This is a genomic window from Cupriavidus necator A5-1 (genome assembly GCF_000744095.1).
Taxonomy (GTDB): Bacteria; Pseudomonadota; Gammaproteobacteria; order Burkholderiales; family Burkholderiaceae; genus Cupriavidus; species Cupriavidus necator_A.
This window is the reverse complement of the sequence record NZ_JQLI01000008.1, coordinates 362,371-380,903: the sequence shown is the minus strand read 5'-3', so window position 1 is coordinate 380,903 and position 18,533 is coordinate 362,371. Positions and strand designations below refer to the sequence as shown.

Genomic DNA, 18,533 nt, shown 5'->3' with positions numbered 1-18,533 from the left:
AAGCAGTTTACAAGGGGCTGCTCACTTGCCCCACCGGCCAGCCGGAATGGGGGCACATGCCGGTGTGGGGCTTTGCCGATGTGGTCGCGTCCGCCGTCGACGGCATCGCGGCCGGCGAGCGCTTCTACGGTTATTTCCCCATCGCCAGCCATATCCGCATGCAACCCGAGCGCGTCACCGCGCGCGGCTTCTACGATGCCGCCGAGCACCGCGCAAAGCTGACCTCGGCCTACAACCAGTACACCCGCGTGCAGAACGACGCCGCTTATGCGCCGGAACTCGAGCACTACCAGATGCTGTACCGGCCGCTGTTCATCACTTCGTTCATGCTGGCCGACTTCCTGCAGGACAACCATTTCTTCGGCGCGCAACGGCTGGTGGTGTCGAGCGCGTCGAGCAAGACCGCATACGGCACCGCCTTCTGCCTGCGCAACCTCGACGGCATCACGCTGGCGGGCCTGACCTCGGCGCGCAACCGCGGCTTTGTCGAAGGCCTGGGGTGCTACCAAAGCACCGTCACCTATGACGAGCTGTCGTCCATGCCGGCCGACGTGCCGACGCTCTACGTCGATTTTTCCGGCGATGAGTCGTTGCGCGCGCGCGTGCATGCGCACTTCGGTGACAGCCTGGTGTACGACTGCTTTGCGGGCTCGGCGCAGAACACCAGCTTCCTGCGCGACCTGCGCCTGCCGGGGCCCAAGCCTGAGTTCTATTTCGCGCCGGTGCAAATTCGCAAGCGCAATGCCGACTGGGGTCCGCAGGAGGTCAACCGACGCTTCAACGCCGCGCAGCGGAGGTTTATCGACCATGCGCGCGATCCCGCTAATGGCTGGTTGGCGCTGGTGGAAGAGCAGGGATTTGAAGCCGCGCAGGCGCGCATCGCGCGATTGGCAACCGGAAGCGGGGCGCCGAAGGAGGGGTATGTGTTGGTAGTGGGCTAAACGAAAAGGGGCCCCGCAACCAGGGCCCGCGGCTTACTCCGTCAACATCCGCACCTTCACCTTCTTGCCCTTGACCTTGCCCGCATTGAGCCGCTTCACCGCCTCGCGCCCGATGCTGCGCTCCACCGCGATATAGGTCGACATCTCCAGCACATTGATCTTGCCGATCTGCTCCTTGGTAAAGCCTGCTTCGCCGGTCAGCGCACCGAGGATATCGCCGGGGCGGATCTTTTCCTTGCGGCCGCCCAGCATCTGCAGCGTCACCATCGGCGGCAGCAGGCGTTCGCCGCTGGCGGGCCTCAGCTCGGCCAGCGCATGCCATTCGAACTCGCCGCCGTGGTGCTGTTCCAGGTTGCCCACGCGGCCCATCTCGTCCATGCTGACCAGGCTGAAGGCCCAGCCTTCCTGGTCGGCGCGGCCGGTGCGGCCGATGCGGTGCACATGCACTTCGGGGTCGGGCGTGATCTCGACATTGATCACCGCCTCAAGCTGCGCGATATCGAGCCCGCGTGCGGCCACGTCGGTCGCCACCAGCACCGAGCAGCTGCGGTTGGCAAACTGCACCAGCACCTGGTCGCGCTCACGCTGCTCCAGCTCGCCGTGCAGCGCCAGCGCCTGGTAGCCCTGTGCGCGCAGCAGTTCCACCAGCTCGCGGCAACGCGCCTTGGTATTGCAGAACGCCAGCGTGCTGACTGGCCGGAAGTGGTCCAGCAGGCGCCCCACCGCGTTCAGGCGCTCGCCTTCCTCCACTTCATAGAAGCGCTGGCGGATGGTAGTGTTGTCGTGCGTCGCTTCCAGCTTGATGGACTGCGGCTTGCGCAGGAAGCGGTGGCTGAGCTTGTCGATGCCGGGCGGGTAGGTGGCGGAGAACAGCAGCGTCTGCCGCTCTTTCGGGCAGCGGCTGGCCACATAGGCGATGTCGTCGAAGAAGCCCATGTCGAGCATGCGGTCGGCCTCGTCCAGCACCAGCGTATTAATGCCAGCCAAGTCTAGGCTGCCGCGGTCGATGTGATCCAGGATCCGTCCGGGCGTGCCCACCACGATATGCGCGCCGTGGATCAGGCTGTCCACCTGCGGCCGCATCGGCGCGCCGCCACACAGGGTCAGCACCTTGATGTTCTCTTCGGCGCGCGCCAGGCGCCGGATTTCCTGCGTCACCTGGTCGGCCAGCTCGCGCGTGGGGCACAGCACCATCGCCTGCACGTCAAAGCGGCGCGGATCGAGCCGGTGCAGCAGCGCCAGCCCGAAGGCGGCGGTCTTGCCGCTGCCGGTCTTGGCCTGCGCCACCAGGTCCTGGCCTGCCAATGTGATCGGCAGGCTGGCCGCCTGGATCGGCGTCATTTCGTCATAGCCGAGCTGCGCCAGCGTGGCGAGCATGGTGGGCGACAGCGGCAGGGTGGAAAATTCGGTGCCGGCTTGCGGCTGGGCGGGGGTCGTGTTCATGCGCGGATTATAGCGATCCGTAGTCAACGATCGGCCGGCGGCGTCCAGCCAAGCCGTGCCAGCAGCGCCTGCGCCGCGGCCGGCGCGCGCTCCTTGGCGCCGTTGATAAAGAAGACAAAGACCTCGCGCTTGCGCGCAGCGGGCTTGCGATCTTCCACCGCCGGCAGGTCGTCCGGCTGCCCCCCCTTCGCCCACGCCCGCGTGCGTTCCGCCCACGCATCGAGCGCCTTGGGGGCGTAGCCGGTCTTCAGCTTCTCGTTGCTGTCCATCAGGCGGGCGTAGACGAAGTCAGCGGTCAGGTCTGCCATCGACGGGAACTTCGGTGAATCGGTAAAGACCGTGGCGGCCTTGTACTTGCGCGCGAGCTTCAGGTAATCGGGCGACATGAAGCTCTCGTGCCGGACTTCCAGCACATGGCGCAGCTTCACGCCTTCAGCGGAGGCGGGCAGCAACTGCAGGAAGGCCTCGAAGTCTTCCGCATCGAACTGCTTGGTCGGCGCGAACTGCCACACCACCGGACCCAGCTTGCGGCCCAGCTCGGCAATGCCGCTGTCGATAAAGCGTTCGATCGATTCGCTCGACTCGGCCAGCACGCGCCGGTTGGTGGCAAAGCGCGAGGCCTTCACCGCGAACACGAAATCGTCCGGCGTTTCATCGCGCCATTTGGCGAACGACGTGCGCTTCTGCGTGCCGTGGTAGGTGCTGTTGATCTCGATCGCGCTGAGGTGGCGGCTGGCATATTCCAGCTCGCGCGACTGCGGCAGTTTGGCCGGGTAGAAGTTGTCGCGCCACGGCGCGAAATTCCAGCCGCCGATGCCGACGCGCACCAGGTCAGCGCGCGCGGACGGCTTGCGAGCCCTGGCCTTGGATGTGGGCTCGGACTTTGCTGCAGGCGGGGATGCGGACTTTGCCGCGGTGCGTGCTGCCATGGCGCGATCTCCCGAGACGCGAGACTGGCAGTCTAGCGGGAAATCCGTGCAAACGTGAATGGGGCCGAGGGGGACGCCAGATAAAACAAAGCCGGAAGCGGACTCGCGCCCGCTTCCGGCTGCAGCGTCAGGTCAGAACGCTCAGAACGAGAAGTTCTGGATCACGTCGGCGACATTCACATCGACCTGCTGCGTCACCACCGCACCGCTGGCGCTGGTGGCCTGCACGCTGTACTTGCCCGCGGCGGCGCCATCCGGCGACAGCGGGATCGGCAGCGCGGCCTGGTAGGTGCCGATCACCGGCGCGGCCACCGGCAACGCTGGCTCGGTCGCGAACAGGCTATAGGCGCCGGTATCGGTCGCGGCAGCGGTCGCCGCGATCTCGAAGTTGCCGCCGCTGACCAGCTGCAGCGCACGCAGCGTGGCTTCAGCCGTAGCCGGCGTGACCGTGCCCGAGACCCGGCGGTACGTCGACGACGGCAGCGTCATCGGCGCGGCCGCGGTCGAGATCGCGGTGCTGCCGCCCGCCACCACCGGCACGCTACGCACGATGCCAGTGCCGCGGGCATTGGCCGCGCCCGGCACCACCACCACGTCGACCGTACCGGCGGTGCTGCTCTGCTCGATCGGCGACAGCGTGAAGTTGCCGTTGGCGTCCGCCACCGTCGCTTTCACCACCACGCCGTTGCGCTCGGCATAGACGCGCGCGCCCGGGGCCGAACCGACCACACCGGTCACCGCACCGCTGACCAGCGTCGGGATCGCCGTCACCACCGGCTTCAGGCCAAAAGTGCCATTACCGCGCTTGACCACCGACTTGCACGCATCGAAATCCAGCACCAGGTCGGTCAGCGTGCCTCGCGCCACGGTGAACGGCCGGTTGATCTTGATGCCGGACTGCACCGCGCTCGGCGTATCCAGCGTCTGCTCGGTGCCCCCGGTCGGCACTATGGAGTTGGCCAGCGCGCCGGCACCGCCCCCGCGGTTGGCGTCGAGCACGAGCCGCACCTGCTGGTAATCGCCGGCGGGCAGCGCAGTCTGGCCCAGCGTGGTCAGGACGCCGTTGGTCAGCGACAGCAGGTCGATCTTGCGTGCGGGCACCACGTCGATATTGACCCAGCCGCTGGCGTTGGCTTCAGCGCTGGCGCTGCTGTGCACGCGCACCTGGTTGACGGTGACAAAGACATGGTCGAAGCCGCAGGCCGGTGCATCGGTCATCGAGACCTTCAACGTCCCCTGGCCGCCACCACCGCCGGAATCATCCCCGCCGCCGCCGCCACAGGCCGCCAGCGCGAGGGCGCCGCTCAGCGCAAGGATGCGCAGCGGCGCAGAAGTCAATGAATAGGCTGACACAGTAGTCTCTCCGCTTTGTTGTTTGTGGGTAACCGGAGAATATGTTGCAGCTCACATAACCGCTGTAAGTCTTTGTAATCGTTGTTAAAAAGCCATCAGCATGTCTGCATGACAGATCAGCCAGCCTTTGCGACTGCATAGAGCGTGACCCCGGCCTTGTCGATGCAATGCGCAAGCGGTTCTGCTGCAAGTGCCACCAGCCTCGAAGCGCGTTTTCACCTGACCGCGAATTTTCACATTGCCGCAATGCGATCCTGTTCGCATTGCGGCGCACCGCAGCCGCGCAATGCCGCAAGCGCAAATGTTCGGAATACCAGTTCGTATTACGAACAGCAGGTTTAGAGGGTGATCGCTTCAGGCAGCGGGAAGCGCACGATCGCGCACCAACCTGTTGCGTTGTGCCGTCAACTCGATGGCAATCGACAGGATTTCGCCAACCCGCCTCAAGTCGGCCGCACGCGCTCCGCTCCGCTCCGTATACAGACTACAGACCGTATACAGCGGGGTGGAAATCCCACAAGACGACAAACGCCCCCAACGATTCCTTACGAAGGATCTCCCGCTACCATTCGCGCGCGGATCGTGGCCCTGAGCGTGGCCATTGTCATCGCCGCGCTTGCCATCAACACGGCACTGAACCAGTTCGTATCCAGCCGCTACAACGAGGACCTCGACAGCAGCCTGGCCGCGGTGCAGAGCGGCCATACCAGCGCCATCGTCGAATGAGTCGCCTCGCACAGCCAGATGATCCAGTCGCTGCAGGACGCCGTGCTGCAGCCCGAACGCGACGCTGCGCTGAAGCAGGTTGCCGACGCCGGCCGCTTCGCCAACGTCTACGTCGGCTATGCCGACAAGACCGCGAAGTTCTCCAAGCTGGAAGGCATCCCGCCCGGCTATGATCCGACCGCCCGGCCCTGGTACAAGCAGGCCGTCGCAGCCGGCCAGCCGGTGGTGACGCCGCCCTATGTCTCTGCAAGCACCGGCAAGCTGGTGGTGACATTTGCCACGCCCGTGGTGCGCGATGGCGGCGTCAAGGCCGTGGTGGGAGGCGATGTGGTGATGGACACAGTCGTGGCCAACGTCAAGGCGATCCATCCCACGCCGGCGAGCTTCGGCATGCTGGTGGCAAAGTCCGGCGAGATCGTCGCGCATACCGACGACAAGCTCACGCTCAAGCCCGTCACCGAACTCGTGCCGGCGCTCAGCACCGACAAGCTCGCCGCGCTGATCGACGCGAAGAGCCCGATGGAAGTCGACGTCGCCGGCAGCGCCAAGCTGCTCGGCGCCCGCGCGATCCCCGGCACAGACTGGATGGTGATCGTCGCGCTGGACAAGGGCGAAGCCACCGCCGGCATGCGCTCGGTGCTGATCGCCTCAATAATTGCTCTGGTGCTGATTGCGGGCGTGGCCGCCATCGTGGTGTGGGGCGTGGCGACCATGTCGCTGCGTGGCCTGTCCACCGTGCGCGACGCCATGGACGCGATCGGCTCCGGCGACGGCGACCTGACCCAGCGCCTGCCCGCCGACGGCAACGACGAGGTCGCGCAGATCGCGCGCGCCTTCAACACCTTTGCCGACAAGCTCTGCACCATCATGCGCCAGATCCGCGACGCCAGCGAATCCGTGCGCGCTTGCCGCCGGCAATATCGACCTGTCGCGCCGCACCGAATCCGCCGCCGCCAGCCGCGAGCAGACCGCGGCCTCGATGGAAGAAATCACCGCCACCGTCAGCCAGTCCGCCAACTCAGCGCAACACGCCAACGAATCCGTCACTGCCGCCTCGCGCGTGGCGGCGGATGGCGGCGTGGTGATCGGGGAAGTCATCACCACCATGGGCCAGATCGAAAACGCCTCGGTCAAGGTCTCCGACATCACCGGCGTGATCGAAGGCATCGCCTTCCAGACCAACATCCTGGCGCTCAACGCTGCGGTCGAAGCCGCTCGGGCCGGTGACCAGGGCCGCGGCTTTGCGGTGGTGGCGGGTGAAGTGCGCGCGCTCGCCCAGCGCAGCGCGCAGGCGGCAAAGGAGATCAAGACGCTGATTGAAACCACCGTGGGCAGTGTCACCTCCGGCTCCGGGCAGGTTCGCCGGGCTGGGAACACCATGAATGAAATCGTCAGCAACCTCTCGAAGGTGACCGGAATTATTTCCGAGATCACTCATGCGGCGATGGAACAGACGCGTGGTATTCAAGAGGCGAATAAAGCGGTCAGCCAGCTCGATGAGATGGTGCAGCAGAATGCGGCGCTGGTGGAGCAAGTCGACTGCGGCGGCGGCGGCGTTGCAGACGCAGGCGGGAAGTCTGGCGGGGGCGCTGGGACAGTTCAGGTTGGGGTAGAAGGGGTTGGTTATTGAGCAGCGGGGAGAGCCACAGAAGCGTCCGTCGCATCACTTGCCGCAACCCCCGCTGGCGTACAATCTTGCATCCATCGCGCCCCGCCGCGCAGCATGCGTACGCCGGCCAATTTCCAAGTGAACCTCGACTTCGAAACCCTCGAGCGCCTGCGCCAGGGCCATCCTGCCTGGCGCTTGCTGCGATCCGATCATGCGAGCCTGGTCGCCGCATTCCTCCATCGTGTCTTTGTCGCGCCTAACCAGCGTTCAGTGGGTCAGTCCGACCTGGCCGAAGCCTTGGAAGACGAGCTCTTCGCCTTGCGTGAACGGCTCGGCCAGGACGCCTTCCCCCGCTCAGCACTCGATTACCTGAACGATTGGGCCGCCAACGAGAAAGGCTGGCTGCGCAAGTTCTATCGCCAGGGATCGGACGAACCCCAGTTCGACCTGACGCCGGCTACCGAGAAGGCAATTGCCTGGCTCGGCACGCTGGCAGAGCGCAGCTTCGTCGGCACGGAGTCGCGCCTGCTCACACTGTTCGACCTCCTCAAGCAAATGCACGAAGGCACGCAGACCGACCCGCGCGTGCGCGTGGCCGAGCTGCAGCAGCGGCGCGACGAGATCGACGCCGAGATCGCGCGCGTGGCCGCGGGCGACCTGGCGCTGCTGGACGACACCGCGCTGAAGGACCGCTTTCAGCAGTTCGTCGCATTGGCGCGCGAACTACTGACAGATTTTCGTGAAGTCGAAGACAACTTCCGCACGCTGGACCGCCGCGTGCGTGAGCGGATAGCGCTGTGGGAAGGCTCCAAGGGGGCATTGCTCGAAGAGATCATGGGCGAGCGCGACGCCATCGCAGACTCTGACCAGGGCCGCAGCTTCCGTGCGTTCTGGGATTTCCTGATGAGCAGCCGGCGGCAGGAAGAGCTGTCGGCGTTGCTCGAACATGTGCTGGCGCTAACGCCCGTTTCGGAGCTCAATCCCGACGCGCGCCTGCGCCGCGTGCACTACGACTGGCTGGAGGCCGGCGAGCATACGCAGCGCACCGTGGCACAGCTATCGCAGCAACTGCGCCGTTTTCTCGACGACAAGGCATGGCTGGAGAACCGCCGCATCATGGATATCCTGCGCGGCATCGAAGCCAGGGCGCTGGCCGTGCGCGACGAGCCGCCCACGGGCAACGTGATGACGGTGAACGACACCGCCGCCGATATCGAACTGCCGATGGAGCGGCCGCTGTTCACGCCCGCCGTCAAGCCGCGCATTACAGAAACCGACATCGCAACCGGCGAAGGCGACATCGACGCAAACGCGCTGTTCTCGCAGGTTGTGATCGACAAAGCAGAACTTGCCGCGCATGTGCGGCAGGCCCTGCAAGGCCGGGCCCAAGTCACGCTGCAGGAGTTGTGCGCCCTGCGGCCGCTGCAGCACGGGCTCGCCGAACTGGTTGCCTACCTGCAGCTCGCAGGCGATACTTTCCGCACCGTTGTGGATGAAAGCGCCACCGATTCCGTTACCTGGACGGTGCAGGCAGCCGATGCCGGCACGCTGGTGAGGCAGGCCCGGTTACCCCGCGTGATTTTTGTCAGATAAGCATGGTGCAAGACGACATTTTCGATGACGTGGCACGGCCCACTCCCGGTGCTGCCACGCCGCCCGACCTGGCCCTGTCCACGCTGGTGGTCCCGCTGCTCAAGGGCGTGCTCTACCGCGACGCCGATGCCAGCCTGTGGCATGCCTTGCTCAACCTGCAGCCCACGGTGCGCGACTATGTCGCCGTTCTGGGCCTGGAACTCGTGCTCGATGACGCCGAGGGCTACGCCTTCCTGCGCTCGCAGCCAGACAGCGACGACGACAGCGCCGAACGCCCGCCGCGGCTGATTGCGCGGCGCCAGCTCTCTTTCCCGGTCAGCCTGACGCTCGCGCTGTTGCGCAAGAAGCTGGCCGAGTTCGACGCAACTGGGGGCGATACCCGGCTGGTGCTGACGCTGGACGAGATCGCCGAGCTGCTACGCGTGTTCCTGCCTGCCGGCACCAATGAAGCAAAGCTGATCGACCAGATCGAGCTGCATGTGAACAAGATCGTCGAGCTGGGCTTCCTGCGCCGGCTCAAGGCCAACATCAGCACTGGCACGAGCGCGCGGGCTGGAAGCCAGGCCGGGTATGAGGTGCGCCGCATCCTGAAGGCGTTCGTCGATGCGCAATGGCTTTCGGAGTTTGATGCGCGGCTGGCGGCCTACCAGATCCAGCTGTCCGGGCAGCAGGGAACGCCGGCGGCAAACGCAGGAGCATCCGATGCATGAGTCGCAAACCCTGAGCCTGGATTTCACCAGCGACGACACGCTATCGGGTTTCCGGCTGTCGCGGCTGGAAGTCTTCAACTGGGGCACGTTCGGCGAACGAGTCTGGACCATTAGTCCTGAAGGCAGGAACGGGCTGCTTACCGGCGACATCGGCTCCGGCAAGTCCACCCTGGTCGACGCGGTGACCACGCTGCTGGTGCCCGCGCAGCGCATCGCGTACAACAAGGCCGCCGGCGCCGAAAGCCGCGAACGGACCTTGCGCAGCTATGTGCTGGGCCACTACAAGTCCGAGCGCAATGAAGTCAGCGGCACCGCGCGGCCGGTCGCGCTGCGCGATCAGAACTCCTACTCCGTCATTCTCGGCGTTTTTCACAACGCCGGCTACGACCAGACCGTGACGCTGGCGCAGGTGTTCTGGATGAAGGATGCCCATGGCCAGCCGGCGCGCTTCTATGTCTGCGCGGAACAGGACCTGTCCATCGCCACCGACTTTGCGCACTTCGGCCCCGACATCGCTTCTCTGCGCAAGAAGCTGCGCGGGGTGAAGGCCGAGCTGTTCGACGCGTTTCCGCCCTACGGCGCCTGGTTCCGGCGGCGCTTTGGCATCGAGAACGAACAGGCGCTCGAACTGTTCCACCAGACCGTGTCGATGAAGTCGGTTGGCAACCTGACCGACTTCGTGCGCAGCCACATGCTGGAGCCGTTTGACGTGGCGCCCCGCATCGTGGCCTTGCTGGGCCACTTCGATGACCTGGACCGCGCCCATGAAGCCGTGCTGAAGGCCAAGCACCAGGAGGCCATGCTGACACCGCTGGTGACGGATTGCGAGCGCCACGCGAAGCTGGTGGCTGCGTCCGAGCAACTGCGCACATGCCGCGAGGCGCTGCGCCCGTACTTCGCCCGGCTCAAGCTGGATCTGCTCGACAAGCGCATCGCCGGGCTCACCGACGAGTGGGAACGCCAGGACACCCACGTGCGGCGGCTGCAGGACCGGCGCGACGCACTGCGCAACGATGAGGCCGAGCTGCGCCGCAATATTGCCGAGAACGGCGGCGACCGTATCGGCCGGCTGACCGAGGAAATCCGCCAGCAGCACGACGAATCCGCGAAACGCCGGCACAGGTCGGATCGATATGCCGAGCTTGTGCGCGCCGTCGATGAAACGCCACCCGAGCAGGAAGCCGCCTTCCTGTTGCTGAAGACACGCTTTGCCGAGCTTGCCGAGCGCTCCAGGTCGCGCGAGGCGGAGGTGGACAATGCGTTGACGGAACACGGCGTCACGCTGCGCCAGGGCAAGACCGAGCATGATGCCTTGAGCGAGGAAATCCGCAGCTTGAAGGCGCGCCGCAGCAATGTCCCGGCCGCGCAGGTCGCGATGCGCAGCGCGCTGTGCGAGGCTCTGTCGCTGGACGAGGAGGACATGCCTTTTGCCGGCGAGCTGCTGCAGGTGCGCGAGGACGAGCGCGACTGGGAAGGCGCGGCCGAACGCCTGCTGCGCAATTTCGGCCTGTCGCTGCTGGTGCCGGACGACATCTACCCGCAGGTGTCTGCGTGGGTGGACCGCACGCACCTGAAAGGCCGGCTGGTCTACTTCCGCGTGCGCGAAGGTGGCAGGGCTGAGTTGCCCGCGCTGCATCGCGATTCGCTCGCGCGCAAGCTGGCCATCAAACCCGATTCACCGTTCTACGGCTGGCTCGAACGCGAGGTGGCCGCGCGCTTCGACGTCGCGTGCTGTGCCACGCATGAACAGTTCCGCCGCGAGACGCGCGCCGTCACGTGCGCCGGCCAGATCAAGATGCCCGGGGAGCGGCACGAGAAGGATGACCGCCACCGGCTGGACGACCGCAGCCGCTACGTGCTGGGCTGGAGCAATGCCGCCAAGATCGCGGCACTCGAAGGCGAGACCCGTGCCCTGGAAACGCGGCTGGCCGAACTGGGCGCGCTGATGGCTGGGCTGGCGAAGGAGCGCGACACGCTCAGGGAGCGGCTCACGGCGCTGTCTCGGCTCGACATGTTTGCCGACTTCGAGGAGCTGGACTGGCAGACGCCGGCGCGCGAGGCCGCGCGCCTGACCGAGGAGAAGCGTCACCTGGAATCGGCCTCCGACGTATTGCGGCAACTGACGCTCCGGCTAAAGGAAGTGGAAGCGGAACAGGAAGCCAACGAGGCGCAGCTTGACGACCATCGCGACAAGCGCTCCAAGGCTGAGGGCAGGAAGAGCGATGCGCTGGAGCAGCGCGCCGAAACTCAGACGACGCTGGATGCCTCCGGCGACTTCGCCGCTGCCGTACCGACCGAAACCATCGACGCGTTGCGCGCCGAAATCCTGGGCCAGCACACGCTGACCGTAGAGTCATGCAGCGGCCGTGAAACCGACATGCGCAACGAGCTCCAGGCCCGGCTCGATGCGGAGAACAAGCGGCTGGTGCGCCTGAGCGAAAGCATCGTCAAGGCCATGTCTGCCTACAAGGAAGCCTTCAAGCTGGAGACCAGCGAAGTCGATGCCAGCGTTTCGGCCGGCTTCGAGTACCGTAACATGCTCGACAAGCTTCGCGCCGACGACCTGCCGCGCTTCGAGGCCCGCTTCAAGGAGTTGCTGAACGTCAACACGATCAACGAGATCGCCAACTTCAACGCCCAGCTTGGCAAGGAACAGCAGACTATCCGCGAACGCGTCGAGCGCATCAACGAATCGCTGACGCAGATCGACTACAACACAGGCCGCTACATCAGGCTGGAAGCGCAGGTCACGCCGGACGCCGAGATCCGCGAGTTCCAATCGGAGCTGCGCGCCTGCACCGAAGGCGCGCTGACCGGCTCGGAGGACAGCCAGTATTCCGAGGCCAAGTTCCTGCAGGTCAAGCGCATCATCGAACGCTTCAGGGGCCGTACGGGCCTGACTGACCAGGACCGGCGCTGGACCGCAAAGGTGACCGACGTGCGCAACTGGTTCGTCTTCGGGGCCAGCGAACGCTGGCGTGAGGACGATGCGGAACACGAGCACTACTCCGATTCCGGCGGCAAATCAGGCGGCCAGAAGGAGAAGCTGGCCTACACCATCCTGGCCGCAAGCCTGGCCTACCAGTTCGGGCTGGAATGGGGTGCGGTGCGCTCGCGCTCGTTTCGCTTCGTGGTGATCGACGAAGCGTTCGGGCGCGGGTCCGACGAATCCGCGCAGTACGGGCTGCGGTTGTTCGCCAAGCTCAACCTGCAACTGCTGATCGTCACGCCGCTGCAGAAGATCCATATCATCGAGCCCTACGTGTCCAGCGTCGCGTTCGTGCAGAACGAAGAAGGGCGCGCCTCCAAGGTGCGCAACCTGTCGATCGACGAATACCGGGCCGAGAAAGCCAGGATGACAGCTTGATGAACTGGAGCCGCCCCGCCGACCTGCGTGCCCAGGTGCAGAGGCTTTGGGACCGTGGGGACATGCTCAGTGCGCTGGTGAGCGGCGACACGCTTTTCCCCAAACGGCTCACCCTGCGCGTGCCCACATCCGGCGAGCTGACCGAGGGCTTCGAGGCGGTTCGCAACTGGCTTGGCGATCTGAAGCAGATGCCGCATTGCCGTCTCGAAATGCGCGAGTTCCGCCATCGCGTCTTCGGCACCAATATGCTGCCGAGCGCCGCCTGGATCGACTCGCTGGACGATGCAGCAGCGCTGCTGGGCAAACGCCGCGAGATCGAACGCTTCACCGCAGTGCTGGCGGCCACGCGCGAAGCGCAGCCGCTGCTGTTGCCCTGGCTGGCACAGCGTTCGCTGCGGGCGCTGGAACTTTACGACGCCTGGGAGCGGCTGCTGGAGATCGTCGGCTGGCTGCAACGGCATCCGCGCCCCGGCGTGTACCTGCGGCAAGTCGATCTTCCTGGCGTGCACACCAAGTTCGTCGAGGCTCACCGCGGCATACTGGCCGAGCTGCTGGACCTGGCGCTGGCGCCGGAAGCCATTGATCGTGAGTATGCAGGCATGAGCCAGTTCGCCGCACGGTATGGCTTTCGCGACAAGCCCGAGCGCATCCGCTTCCGGATACTGGATCGCGGCAACCGCATGCTGCCCGGCGACGCACCGACGCATGACCTGACCCTCGACGCAAACAGCTTTGCCGCGCTGCGGCCGGGCTTGTCGCGCGTGTTCATCACTGAGAATGAAACCAACTTCCTGGCCTTTCCCGAGGCGGCGGACAGCCTGGTGATCTTCGGCGCAGGCTATGGCTTCGGCTTGCTTGCCAAGACGGCATGGCTGTCGCACTGCCGGCTCCACTACTGGGGCGACATCGATACACACGGCTTCGCCATCCTCGACCAGCTACGCAGCGTGTTCGAACACGCCGAGTCGCTGCTGATGGATCGCGCCACGCTGATGGCCTTCGAGGCGCAATGGGGCCAGGAAGAGAACCAGACGCTGCGCGACTTGTCGCGGTTGCGGCCCGAAGAGCAGACGCTCTATGACGACCTGCGGGACAATCGCATCCGGAAGAACCTGCGGCTGGAGCAGGAGCGGGTGGGGTTCGAGTGGGTGCGCGAGGCGGTGGCCGGGTTGGGGTAGGTCAGGGTGTTGGAGCATTGGTGTGCGCCGAGCCTGTCCATCGGACTCTAGCTCTAGCGTCGGACATTTGAGTCACGGCCCGTCCTTGCCCTCCTGATCCGAGATAACGAAATGCTTCTTGAATAGCCTTTCGCATTCGCTTTGGTAGCGGGATTCTCGACCAATCCCCGTGCATGGAGTCGATCCAGCACCTCCCAGTCAAAGCCGTTCCAGGCGCGGTCATAATCATGCAGGGTGAGATAAAAAAGCGCGAGGACGACTCGTCGATCGCCTCAGATGATGTTCACGGCTGTCATTCACTAGACTAGAGATGAAATCAACGTCAGTCTGCCATCTCATACGACGTACTGCGCCCACCAGCGCCAGACTTGCGTAGCACGCCACGCGCCACCAGCTCGTTGATATCGCGCAGCGCGGTGTCCGCCGAGCATTTGGCGATGGCAGCCCATTTGCTGCTGGTCAGCTTGCCTTCGAACCCGTCAAGCAAGCGATTCAGCAACTTCGTTTGCCGCTCGTTCAGCGGCGTCGCACCCCAACGCTGCCAGAAGCGTGCTTTCGCCAGCACGGCATCGAGTGTGTGCTGTGCGCTTTGTACAGCGCGCAGCAGCGCATCGAGGAACCACGACAGCCACCCGGTGACGTCCAGCGAACCCTTTTGCGTACGCTCCAGGATGTCATAGTAGGCCTTGCGCTCGCGCTGGATCTGCGCGGACACACTGTAGAACCGCTGGGGACTGCCGTCTGCCCTGGACAGCAGCAAGTCGCCAACGGCCCGCGCAATGCGGCCATTGCCGTCATCGAACGGATACAGCGTGACGAACCACAGGTGCGCAAGACCCGCCTTCAGCACCAGTGGATCAGAGTGGTCGGTATTGGCCCAGTCCAGAAATCGCGTGACCTCCTGCTGGAGGCGATCAGCCGGCGGGGCTTCGAAATGCACGCGCTAGCGGCCGTAAGGTCCGGAGATGACCTGCATGACGCCCTTCGCATCGTCGCGCCACGCGGCGACGCGTTTCTGTGATATGCCGCTATAACCTGTAGGAAACAGCGCTGCGTGCCAACCGAACAGCCTTTGATGGCTGAGTGGCTCATCGCAGCGAGCAGTCGCGTCGAGCACCATCTCCACGACAGCCTCCACATGACGATCCACGGCGCCAGCGCGCCGAAATCGACGCCCAGCCTGCGTGCGATCGACGACCGTACCGAATCGACATTGAGCCGTTCGCCTTCGATCTCGCTCGTCTTGACCACGTCGTCCGTGAGCGCCGCGAGGCTCGCCTGGTCACGCAGGGCCATGCCGACATCGGCAAGACGGCCGAGCAGCAGCCCTTGTGCGCGTGCTACGTCCGCCAGCGGCTGCACGAGCACGGTCACGTCGTAATGAAATTGCGGCCACTCTGGCGACTGCCAGATATAGAGCCAATCCCCGCGTTTCATGCGGAGATTATGGCAGGTATCACGGCGAATACAATGTTATTCTCCGCAAAAATTGCGGCTAATAGCGGCTGACAAGCACCGCAAGCCGAAGAAAACGCGCGCCCTACGCCACTTTTACGTGCGCCCGGTTCTTCCGCTCGCCGATCGCCCCCGACGACGCCGCCTTCACAATCCGCCTGAAAGTCTGGCACTCCATATGACTAGGCGCCGGACAAGCCGCAGCATGCCGCAACCCATCGCGCATCGCACTCAGCTTGCGGATGGTCCGATCCAGTTCATCCGCCTTGGCCGCCAGCATCTGCCGGTCGATGCGCGGCTCCCCCTGCGGCGCGAACATCTGCGCAATGTCATCAAGCGAGAAACCGGCGGCACGCCCTAGTGCAATCAACGCCAGCCGCTCCAGCACGCCGGCATCGAATACGCGCCGCATCCCGCGCCGGCCGATGGATGCGATCAGGCCCTTTTCCTCATAGAACCGCAGCGTCGATGCGGGGACGCCCGCCTGCTGCGCCACTTCTGCGATATCCAGGCTTTTCACCGCTTGACCTCAAGTTGACTTGAACTGGCACAGTGTAGCTTCCACGCCGCGATGGCGTGCAAGGGGATACAACCATGGGTGACATGCAAGCACCCCGCAGCGACGGTGACGAGCAGACCGCGCTGTGGAATGGCCCGTCGGGCCATGCCTGGGTCGAGGCACAGGCGTTGATCGACCAGATGTTCAAGCCGTTCGAGGATCTGCTCGTTGAAGCCGTCAGTCCGGGAGCCGCGCAACAAGTGCTCGACGTCGGCTGCGGTGCGGGCGGCACCACGCTCGCACTGGCGCGGCAGGTCGGGGCGGGTGGACACTGCACCGGCATCGATATCTCCGGGCCACTGATCGACGTTGCCCGGGCACGCGCGCAACGGGAAGGCACGCCCGCGAGCTTTATCCGCGCCGACGCACAAACCCATGCCTTTGCGCAGGCAAGCTTCGACACCATCGTGTCGCGCCTGGGCGTGATGTTCTTCACCGACCCGGTGGAGGCCTTCGCTAACCTGCGGCGCGCCGCAAGGGATGGCGCCGGGCTGCACTGCATCGCCTGGCGCAGCGCCGCGGAAAACCCCTTCATGACGACCGCCGAGCGCGCCGCGGCGCCACTGCTACCCAACCTGCCACCCCGGCAGCCGGGTGCGCCGGGGCAGTTCGCCTTCGGCGACCGCCAGCGCGTGCTGTCCATCCTGGAAGAGAGCGGCTGGACCGGGATCGACATCCGGCCGATCGATGTCGACTGCTCGCTGCCCGAGCCCGCGCTGGAGGGCTACTTCACGTGTCTCGGTCCCGTCGGGCTGGCGCTGCCGGACGCAGATCCGGGCACGCGCGCCCAGGTGATCGAAACCGTCCGCACCGCCTTTGAGCCCTACGTGCATGGCCAGACCGTGCGCTATACCGCTGCCTGCTGGATGATCACCGCGCAGGCGCCGACTGCTTCGCAAGCACCCAAGGTGGGCAGCCATGCCTGATGCCGTGGAATTCATGCTCGCCGCACCCCTGATCGGCGCCGGCGCAACGCTGGTGATGGACGCCTGGACGGTCGTCCGCAAGCGGATGCTGGGCGTGCCTGCGCTGGACTACGCGCTGGCAGGCCGCTGGCTCGGCTGGCTGGCGCGAGGACGGATGCGCCACCATCCCATAGCCGCTTCGGCGCCGGTGCGCGGCGAGCGGCTGCTCGGCTGGGTCGCGCACTACCTGACCGGCATCGCCTTCGCGGCAATCCTGCTGGCGGGCTGGGGGACGGAATGGGCACGCCTGCCGACGCTCGGTCCTGCGTTGATCGTCGGCATTGGTAGCGTGGCCGCACCGTTCCTGCTCATGCAACCGGCGATGGGTGCCGGCATCGCTGCCAGCCGCACGCCGCGGCCGAATGTGGCACGGGTGCATAGCCTGGTGACGCATGCGGTGTTCGGGCTGGGACTCTATATGGCGGGCTGGGTTATGAGTGTGGTGGCGGAACCGATCTGACAAGCGATTCCACGCAATGTGGCCCGCGATGCGCATCAAGCCAGCACCCGAGGCGCTAATCGCGCCATTGTGTGGGCTATCGCACGGCACATCGGTTACGCCGTACCAGAATAGGAAGTCTTCGGCGCCATCGCGCGCCGCCTTCCCCAATTGCATGGGGAGACAGGATGACAAGGCTTCCGGGCCGTCTGGCCGCCTGCATCGCGTTCAGCCTTCTGCTCACCGCCAGTGCGCAGGCGTCGGATATTGCCTGCAATAGCGGGTTGGGTCCGCACGCCGCCCGCTGCGACGATCAGTTGGCCGCAGGGAACGCGTGCGGGCATGCGGACAAGTCGCCGACTGCCGCCACGCTGATCTGCGACTACGCGATGCTCCGTAGCAAGCATGAACACATCCATGCCGAGCAGCAGCGGCTGCTGAGCGCCGGGGCGATCGAGCCGGACGATGTCGCCGCATGGCGAAGACGGCGGGATGCCTGTACGTCGGTGGCATGCCTGGACAGCGTCTTTGCCAGCTGGCGCGAGCACAAGAGCCAGACGCCGATTCCCCGCGCCGCCGAGCCGCCACCGAGAGCGCCCGACGCGCCCATGCGCAAAGTTTCGAAGAGCAAGCCGGCCGCCGTCAGACCCATGGCCGAGATCCGGCGACCGCCGCCGGTGCCGAAGATGCCGACGCGGGCCACGCAGCCGGCGCCGCCGCTGCCCGCTCCACCACTCGCGCCGCAGCCTCCGCTCGGGCTCATGCTGCCTGCGGAAATCCGGGAACACCCAGCCTACCCTGTCGCGATGGATCAGCCGCCCCCGGATCCCGCCCCTCCACCTGCGGCGCAGCCTCCGCCTGAGGCCGTGGTCGATACGGAAATCCGGGTGCCCCCTGTCGACCCGGTCGGGATGGATCGACCGACTCCGGTTCCCGCCCCCCTATGGACCCCCATATATCCCGTGGAAGCACCACAGCCAGACGGATGGAAATTTCTTGGCGCGCTGGCGTGGTTTGGCGTGTGCGGCGCGGTCTTTATCTGGTGGCTCCGAAGGATGCCGGGTGAATGGCTGCCGGGTACCTCTCGCCTGCGCGAGCGGGCGCGAACCGCGACGTGGAGCGTGCTGGTGTCGGCCGGGCTCGTCCTGAACAGCATCCTGCTGATATACATCCTGACGTAGAGCCAGCCATTGCCCTGAGTCCAGGCCGTGGACACCGTCCCGCGCGTGCCTGGTCGCCGTCTTCCACCGCAGCTCAGCACTCTCG

General features: G+C 65.5%; 13 protein-coding genes and 2 pseudogenes. 9 read left to right on the top strand and 6 right to left on the bottom strand.

From position 1 onward, the window contains the following. Nucleotides 1-17: 17 nt before the first annotated feature. A complete protein-coding gene (locus K307_RS25860) occupies nucleotides 18-941 on the top strand; it encodes a DUF2855 family protein (protein ID WP_268989263.1) in 924 nt (307 codons plus the stop codon). 33 nt (nucleotides 942-974) lie between these two features. Here K307_RS25860 and dbpA read toward each other — a convergent pair whose 3' ends face one another. From dbpA to K307_RS25845, 3 genes are all read right to left on the bottom strand, one after another. Next, nucleotides 975-2,384: an ATP-dependent RNA helicase DbpA gene (dbpA, locus tag K307_RS25855; protein ID WP_042883700.1), complete on the bottom strand. Its 1,410-nt coding sequence runs from the start codon at nucleotides 2,382-2,384 to the stop codon at nucleotides 975-977. Between the two features lie 23 nt (nucleotides 2,385-2,407). After that, the gene (locus tag K307_RS25850) at nucleotides 2,408-3,313 is read right to left on the bottom strand and encodes a DUF72 domain-containing protein (protein ID WP_042883697.1); all 906 of its coding nucleotides are present in this window, start codon (nucleotides 3,311-3,313) and stop codon (nucleotides 2,408-2,410) included. 141 nt (nucleotides 3,314-3,454) lie between these two features. Then, the gene (locus tag K307_RS25845) at nucleotides 3,455-4,666 is read right to left on the bottom strand and encodes a DUF4382 domain-containing protein (protein WP_051975189.1); all 1,212 of its coding nucleotides are present in this window, start codon (nucleotides 4,664-4,666) and stop codon (nucleotides 3,455-3,457) included. A gap of 540 nt (nucleotides 4,667-5,206) precedes the next feature. On the opposite strand from K307_RS25845, the pseudogene K307_RS25840 reads away from it, so the two are divergent. From K307_RS25840 to K307_RS25820, 5 genes and pseudogenes are all read left to right on the top strand, one after another. Beyond that, a pseudogene (locus K307_RS25840) lies at nucleotides 5,207-7,005 on the top strand (methyl-accepting chemotaxis protein). A gap of 134 nt (nucleotides 7,006-7,139) precedes the next feature. Then, nucleotides 7,140-8,594, top strand: a complete 1,455-nt coding sequence (locus tag K307_RS25835; protein WP_042887415.1) for a DUF3375 domain-containing protein — start codon at nucleotides 7,140-7,142, stop codon at nucleotides 8,592-8,594. 2 nt (nucleotides 8,595-8,596) lie between these two features. Further along, complete coding sequence (locus tag K307_RS25830) at nucleotides 8,597-9,304, top strand: DUF4194 domain-containing protein (RefSeq protein WP_080745237.1); 708 nt, start codon at nucleotides 8,597-8,599, stop codon at nucleotides 9,302-9,304. Continuing rightward, the gene (locus K307_RS25825) at nucleotides 9,297-12,671 is read left to right on the top strand and encodes an ATP-binding protein (RefSeq protein WP_042883696.1); all 3,375 of its coding nucleotides are present in this window, start codon (nucleotides 9,297-9,299) and stop codon (nucleotides 12,669-12,671) included. The genes K307_RS25830 and K307_RS25825 overlap by 8 nt, the downstream gene beginning before the upstream one ends. Then, nucleotides 12,671-13,849, top strand: coding sequence for a DUF3322 domain-containing protein (locus K307_RS25820; protein WP_042883694.1), 1,179 nt, complete (start codon nucleotides 12,671-12,673; stop codon nucleotides 13,847-13,849). The genes K307_RS25825 and K307_RS25820 overlap by 1 nt, the downstream gene beginning before the upstream one ends. Nucleotides 13,850-13,902: 53 nt before the next feature. Here the strand turns inward: K307_RS25820 and K307_RS49845 are convergent, their stop codons facing one another. From K307_RS49845 to K307_RS25810, 3 genes and pseudogenes are all read right to left on the bottom strand, one after another. Continuing rightward, the gene (locus K307_RS49845; RefSeq protein WP_419187179.1) at nucleotides 13,903-14,040 is read right to left on the bottom strand and encodes a hypothetical protein; all 138 of its coding nucleotides are present in this window, start codon (nucleotides 14,038-14,040) and stop codon (nucleotides 13,903-13,905) included. 131 nt (nucleotides 14,041-14,171) lie between these two features. After that, nucleotides 14,172-15,286, bottom strand: a pseudogene (locus tag K307_RS25815) (Fic family protein). Between the two features lie 103 nt (nucleotides 15,287-15,389). Next, a complete protein-coding gene (locus K307_RS25810; protein ID WP_042883693.1) occupies nucleotides 15,390-15,824 on the bottom strand; it encodes a helix-turn-helix domain-containing protein in 435 nt (144 codons plus the stop codon). A gap of 74 nt (nucleotides 15,825-15,898) precedes the next feature. Here K307_RS25810 and K307_RS25805 point away from each other — a divergent pair, with 74 nt between their 5' ends. The 3 genes from K307_RS25805 to K307_RS48055 all read left to right on the top strand — a co-directional run bounded on the left by K307_RS25805 (nucleotide 15,899) and on the right by K307_RS48055 (nucleotide 18,448). Further along, nucleotides 15,899-16,789 (top strand): class I SAM-dependent methyltransferase, encoded by an 891-nt coding sequence (locus K307_RS25805; protein ID WP_080745235.1) that lies wholly within the window; start codon nucleotides 15,899-15,901, stop codon nucleotides 16,787-16,789. Continuing rightward, on the top strand, nucleotides 16,782-17,288 hold the full coding sequence (locus tag K307_RS25800; RefSeq protein WP_042883691.1) for a DUF2938 domain-containing protein: 507 nt from the start codon (nucleotides 16,782-16,784) through the stop codon (nucleotides 17,286-17,288). The genes K307_RS25805 and K307_RS25800 overlap by 8 nt, the downstream gene beginning before the upstream one ends. Before the next feature lie 167 nt (nucleotides 17,289-17,455). Continuing rightward, nucleotides 17,456-18,448 (top strand): hypothetical protein, encoded by a 993-nt coding sequence (locus K307_RS48055; protein WP_042883690.1) that lies wholly within the window; start codon nucleotides 17,456-17,458, stop codon nucleotides 18,446-18,448. Nucleotides 18,449-18,533 lie beyond the last annotated feature (85 nt).

What these genes read in the sequence shown, in the direction of transcription:
- K307_RS25830 (WP_080745237.1), top strand. Translation starts at nt 8,597, where the DNA reads ATGGTGCAAGACGACATTTTCGATGACGTGGCACGGCCCACTCCCGGT.
- K307_RS25825 (WP_042883696.1), top strand. Translation starts at nt 9,297, where the DNA reads ATGCATGAGTCGCAAACCCTGAGCCTGGATTTCACCAGCGACGACACG.
- K307_RS25800 (WP_042883691.1), top strand. Translation starts at nt 16,782, where the DNA reads ATGCCTGATGCCGTGGAATTCATGCTCGCCGCACCCCTGATCGGCGCC.
- dbpA (WP_042883700.1), bottom strand. Translation starts at nt 2,384, where the DNA reads ATGAACACGACCCCCGCCCAGCCGCAAGCCGGCACCGAATTTTCCACC.
- K307_RS25850 (WP_042883697.1), bottom strand. Translation starts at nt 3,313, where the DNA reads ATGGCAGCACGCACCGCGGCAAAGTCCGCATCCCCGCCTGCAGCAAAG.
- K307_RS25820 (WP_042883694.1), top strand. Translation starts at nt 12,671, where the DNA reads ATGAACTGGAGCCGCCCCGCCGACCTGCGTGCCCAGGTGCAGAGGCTT.
- K307_RS48055 (WP_042883690.1), top strand. Translation starts at nt 17,456, where the DNA reads ATGACAAGGCTTCCGGGCCGTCTGGCCGCCTGCATCGCGTTCAGCCTT.
- K307_RS25805 (WP_080745235.1), top strand. Translation starts at nt 15,899, where the DNA reads ATGGGTGACATGCAAGCACCCCGCAGCGACGGTGACGAGCAGACCGCG.